Below are 5,894 nucleotides of genomic sequence, written 5' to 3'. Positions count from 1 at the left end.
GGTGAAGGACGCAATGGTAAATCCACTTTCTGGGATACTATTTCCCGAGTCCTTGGCAGTTACAGTGGGAATATCTCAGCAGATTCTCTTACGGTCGGATGCCGTAGGAACGTAAAACCGGAACTTGCTGAAGCCAAAGGCAAACGCCTTCTTATCGCAGCAGAGTTAGAAGAAGGGACTCGTCTGAATACTGCAAGTGTAAAACAATTCTGCTCCACGGATGAGATATTCGCAGAAAAGAAATATAAAGATCCATTCAAGTACATACCAAGCCACACGCTGGTATTGTATACGAACCATCTGCCAAAGGTCGGAGCAAATGACCCGGGCACATGGCGCAGGCTTATCGTGATTCCGTTCAACGCAAAGATTGAAGGGAATGGTGACTATAAAAACTATTCTGAGTATCTTGTTGAGAATGCAGGAGGATCAGTCCTCTCTTGGATTATCGAAGGTGCAAGAATGGTCATAGAAGAAAAATTTAAAATTGAACCACCAGAATGTGTAAAGAAAGCGATTGATTCCTATCGTCAGGATAACGACTGGCTCTCACAGTTTTTATCAGAACGATGTGAAATCAGCGAGAACTTCAAAGTCAAATCTGGGGAACTGTATTCCGATTACCGTTCCTACTGCATGACAACAGGTGATTACACCAGAAGCACTACTGATTTCTACACAGCAATCGAACTGGCAGGGTTCTCTCGCCATCGTGACCGCAATGGAAGGTTCGTAAAAGGACTGAAAATCAAGTCCGATTTCTTAACTTAATATCATCAACAGCATGTGTGACAGTCTATGCCACTCATATATAGAACTATGTATAGGACTAAAAAATTTACTCCTTAGAGAGGTTTATACAATGACCGTCATTGAGTGACACACATCTGATGAAATAAAAAAACAGGAGGAAAACTCATGGAACATTCAATTATGGAACGATTTCTGTGGAATGGATTAGACCTTGTAAAATATGAGGTCAGAAAAATTATTCCACAGAGCCAATCAGATGCCGTGGTCATCATGCAAAGCCACATTCCGTCTGACAAACACTGGTGCTTGGAATATCGTGGAAGCGGACATTATTTCAGCACCTTCTCAGAACTGGAAACTTATTACAAACACCGATTCAAAAAAGATTTAATGGAGGATTTCACTATGAACAATTTTGTATTCCCTATCTACAAGAGCAATACAGTAAACGCCTACCGCAATACCTTCGGACAGTTTGATAAAGATTCATTAGAAAAGAAAGGTGACTTTGACTTCTGCCTACGAGAAGAAAAAAGCGGTAAATTCACTCTAGAACGTATCACCGAAGGAAAAATACCCAATGCCCATCGCATGACTGTCATCTGCCCGCATCACGACCAGCACAGAATGACTGCAATTGATAACCACACATTCATTTGCACTGAATGTGATCCAAGACTCTCACACTAATATAGGAGGAATTTCTTATGACAAGTACAATTTACAACCAAGCATTCCACGATATGATTCGTGGCAAGAAACGTATTGACCCAGTTACACTTAACGAAGGATATGACAGCGGTTCTGCTAGTTATATGATTCCCGTTGGATTCAATAAAGATTACACTGCTGCCCTTGCAAAAGAAAATCTTTTCCGAAGATATGGCACAGTAGTAAAAGCACCGACCAGAGACGGTTATATCCAGACCGTTGTATCTACTGCTGACGCGAAAATCACAGCAGAAAATATGGCATTTCCGGAAGACAGTGATACCTTCAATAAAATTTCATTCAGTTCCTATAAACTTGCTGTCCTTTCTAAACTGAACAGCACTTTCATTGCAGACATGAACTTCCCAGTAGAAGCATATCTCAATAATGAATTTGCCAGACGTTTCGGACGAGCAGAAGAAAACATTTTCATCAATGGAACTGGTATCGATGAACCAACTGGATTATTACAGACTGCTGAAGTCGGAAAGACCGCTACCAGCGCAGACATCACCTTTGATGATATCGTTGCATTATATCTTTCTGTAAAACCAGAATATCGTAAACACTCCGCATGGATAATGAATGATGAAACAGCACTCACTCTTCGTTCCGTAAAAGACGCTGATGGTAATTATATCTGGAGACATAGCGATGACACTATCTTCGGAAAACCAGTCATCAACACACCATATATGCCAAACATCGGAACTGGAGCAAAACCAATCGCATTCGGAGATTTATCCTACTACTGGATTATGGAACGCAGACCACTTTCTGTAAAAGTTCTTCGTGAACGTTACGCTGTCGAAGGACTTGTAGGCTTCGCAGCACATGAACGCCTTGACGGAAAACTCATCCAACCAGAAGCAGTCAAAACACTTACCATAGCGTAAGATGCAAACAGGAGCCGGTGAATCCCGACCCCTGTGTACATATTTTTCTTACTAAAAATTTCCCTTTTTCGCCACAAAACATAGCCCTTTTCCCAATAAACTGGCGAAACCATTTATAAAACCCACTTATATATTCTATGTTTTCTCACGTTTTCCCCTCAAACAGGGTATCCCCCCTGCTTAATTCTGCGAAAATTCACGTTTGAGGGGGCGGCGGTCTTCTATTGGAAAAGTTGTAGAGATTTGATATCCCCCATTATTTATCAACTTTTCCAAGCCACTGATATATACTGCTGATCAGTTCAAAAACAGCCTTTGGGACACTATATGTAGGCTTCATTAACTTGTTGCTTTCTTTACTCAACGTAGTAATCCACGCTGTTTTTGCATCTTTACCACCAGTAATTTTCTTTTCCTCTGGACGTGTAATAATGTTCTCAAATATTTCACTCCAGTTATGAGAATATGTTACAATTTCTCTACACTCAGCCAGCGTAATACAATCCCACTCTGATATTAATTCTATATCTTCATCTTGAGATACGTATTCATAATTCTTCTCATCTGCTTCACTTTTCGCTCTTTTATATACAGACTTTGGAATTCCTTTGATAACCCAATTCTCACCATAATATTCTGATAATGCAGATGCTATTTTTTCTTTAAGGATACTTTCAATTGTTACCAAATACTCTCTTGACTCTGTATTATACTGCTTCGTTTCATTTTCAACGAAATCCGCCAAACCTGGAGGTGAAAAATCCTTTCTTTCTTCTGATACAATTTTTTGGAAATTTCTCCAAAATTTATTATCCGCACCACCACCAAGAAATCCTTTCAACTCTTTTCTCTGTTCTTCCTGTATATTATTGATATACAACATTAGTGGTTCTAAGTAATATTCTACTTCATCCACTAACGTGTCAATGTTATCTTGTTGTGGCTTAATTTTCTTTTGATCTACTAAATGATTAACTATATCATTTATCAAGCGAATTACGCCTTGTATTCCTCTATTAATTGTTAATATTCCTGTTTCACCTAACGCCCATTCAGAGCTACAACGTGCTTTTATCATTTTCAAACAACTTTCAAGGAACGGATAAAAATGATCACATGTTGTTTGGTTATCACCTAAATCAAATGTCCCATTACTTTGTATCGTATTATTTTTTCCAAAAATAGTGAAAAAATCACTCTTTTTCAGTGCCGCTTGAATTGCCTCAATCGTAATACATTTTGTTGGATTCTTTTCATCCTCACCTATTACAACTCTTCCTAAAAGAGGCGATGATGCCTCTTCCCCACACATCTGTGCGATTTTAGAACGCAAGGCTTCTCTACGTGCGTTATAATCATCGGAGTCCCATAACATATCACTATTTAACGTAACTCTTAAAGTTTTTGAAACTGCTTTCTGATTTTCATTAATATCCATGAACAATTTCAATTGTTCTTTTCTTTCCAAATCAATAAATGCTACTACAGGTATCGTATTTTTACTTGCAAATACCGTATCAGAATAACCATACAATCTATGTTGACCATCAATAATATATGCTGAATGATACCGTTTTGGAAGATGTAAGACTCCCAACCTTGAAAGAGACCCTTCTACCTTTGTTGGTGATAAATCAAATTGAATGCCTTTTCCATTAGTATCTATGCTAATAATAAGTGAATTAGGAAAATATCCTCCACCATTAATAAATGTCTGTACTTCTTTCAAACGTTTTTTCTTTATTATTCTTTGGTAGGTCGGCATCATATTTTTGTTAGCTTCGCTCCGATGTAATACATATCCGATTTTTAACAATTTTTCTGGTTCGATTGAAAATTCATAATATTCAAAACCCCCCATTGTTCCACGAATTGCGGGAATCTCGTTTTGCATATTTTTAATTTCCGTATTTGCCAACAAATTTCCTAAAAGTTGATACCTTGCACATGTCCCTAAATGTTTCACAAGTTCTGAATAATACTGAATAACAGAATCACTAAAATAGATGATCCCCCATTCTTCCATTTTCTTTAAATCAGCTCTGCTCATAATGTAGTTGTTTGTAGCCCATATAAACTTTACCTTCCGCTTAGGAAATTGTTTTAATGCCTCTTTTCTAAGGCCATCCATCTGCCCGTGTAAAGACTCTAATGGTTTCTTAAACACACCGTCTTTCATAGTTTCGGCTGATTTGCATTCTACAATCAGTACAGTTTCATCATCTGCAGCAAAAACATCAATCTGCTGGGTAAAATCGGGATTATGATAATCGTATGACATTTTGAAATTTCTATCTTTATTTAGATGCGTAAAACCCATTTGAGCAAACAATAACCATACTTTATCTTCAAAACGTTCATCATACGGTTTTTCTTTACGCACTTTTATAAACTTGGGATCTGCATAATCTTTCACATATTCCCAGCCTTCTTCTTCTAACTCAGACAGCGCAACTCGCCTTTCTCTAGCTTCAACATATTGATTCTTTCTCAAATTTTTAGCTTTAACTAAATCTTTTCCCGATACTATTTTTTCCCAATTTGTCATTGTCGTTCCCTGCTTATAGACGCATTAACCTTCCTTTTGTTTTATATATTGGCGGTGACAATCAATTCACTATATGCCTTTCGCCCTTCCTTATTACCAGAAATAAAACAGCTTCTAGAAACTGTATCCAATGTAAAACCATCAATATTTTCATACAGTGCACGTACTGCCGGATGATCTACATTTGTCATAATAATTTTCACATTTCTCTCTTTAGCTCGCTCTAAAGCAGCCGCAAGTCTTACTTGATCATTCCATGAAAAAATATCCGCCGTGTAGCTAACAAATCTTGCATCCTCATTTACTACTGCATAAGGCGGATCACAAAACAAAAAATCGTCTTGTTGTGCCATATCAATAGTAGCCTGAAAATCTTGACACAAAATCATCGCATTTTGTAAAATCTCAGATGATTGCAATAAGTTTTCTTGTTCAAAAGATACTTCTCTTCCTGTCCCAAACGGAACATTAAATTTTCCTTGACTATTAACTCGATATATTCCATTGAAACATGCTTTATTTAAATAAATCATTCTAGCCGCAGACGTTGCCATTGTTCTCGTTTTTCTATCTCTTATAGTATAGTAATAATCTCTAGAATGCTTCCTTTGATGTATTTTCAAATTTCTATATACTGCATCTACTTCATTTTTAACAGCTACATAAGTATCAATTAACTCTTTATTAATATCACTCAAAATTGCATTTTGGGGCTGTAAATAAAAAAATACAGCACCGCCTCCCAAAAAGGGTTCTATATATCTATTATATCTCAATGGAAATCGATGACTCTCATTATTAACAAACCATCTCTTTCCACCCGCCCACTTCAGAAAAGTATAATTCATCTCTTTTATCCATTACACATATATCATATGTACCTTTCATAATTCGACATAAACACCATAAAAGGCATAATATCACAATAAGTTTATCACGTTTTTTATTATTATTCAACAAAACAGCTTTTTTCTGACATCGTTCAG

General features: G+C 37.0%; 5 protein-coding genes. 3 read left to right on the top strand and 2 right to left on the bottom strand.

What is annotated here, in order from left to right; translation table 11 throughout:
• The 3 genes from ACQRBH_RS16950 to ACQRBH_RS16940 form a co-directional block, all read left to right on the top strand.
• A partial coding sequence (locus ACQRBH_RS16950; RefSeq protein WP_427762627.1) for a DNA primase family protein occupies positions 1-771 on the top strand: 771 nt, incomplete at its 5' end.
• Between the two features lie 147 nt (positions 772-918).
• On the top strand, positions 919-1,443 hold the full coding sequence (locus ACQRBH_RS16945; RefSeq protein WP_427762626.1) for a hypothetical protein: 525 nt from the start codon (positions 919-921) through the stop codon (positions 1,441-1,443).
• Positions 1,444-1,460: 17 nt separating this feature from the next.
• Positions 1,461-2,360 (top strand): phage major capsid protein, encoded by a 900-nt coding sequence (locus ACQRBH_RS16940; RefSeq protein WP_427762625.1) that lies wholly within the window; start codon positions 1,461-1,463, stop codon positions 2,358-2,360.
• A gap of 256 nt (positions 2,361-2,616) precedes the next feature.
• Here the strand turns inward: ACQRBH_RS16940 and ACQRBH_RS16935 are convergent, their stop codons facing one another.
• Together ACQRBH_RS16935 and ACQRBH_RS16930 are read right to left on the bottom strand one after the other, a co-directional pair.
• Positions 2,617-4,908 (bottom strand): DGQHR domain-containing protein, encoded by a 2,292-nt coding sequence (locus ACQRBH_RS16935; RefSeq protein WP_427762623.1) that lies wholly within the window; start codon positions 4,906-4,908, stop codon positions 2,617-2,619.
• 41 nt (positions 4,909-4,949) lie between these two features.
• Positions 4,950-5,756 (bottom strand): DNA adenine methylase, encoded by an 807-nt coding sequence (locus ACQRBH_RS16930; RefSeq protein WP_427762622.1) that lies wholly within the window; start codon positions 5,754-5,756, stop codon positions 4,950-4,952.
• Positions 5,757-5,894: the final 138 nt, after the last annotated feature.

The organism is Bariatricus sp. SGI.161 (assembly GCF_050313695.1).
Lineage (GTDB): Bacteria > Bacillota > Clostridia > Lachnospirales > Lachnospiraceae > JAFBIX01.
The sequence above is the reverse complement of the archived record's forward strand: the minus strand, read 5'-3'. Positions and strand labels throughout refer to the sequence as shown.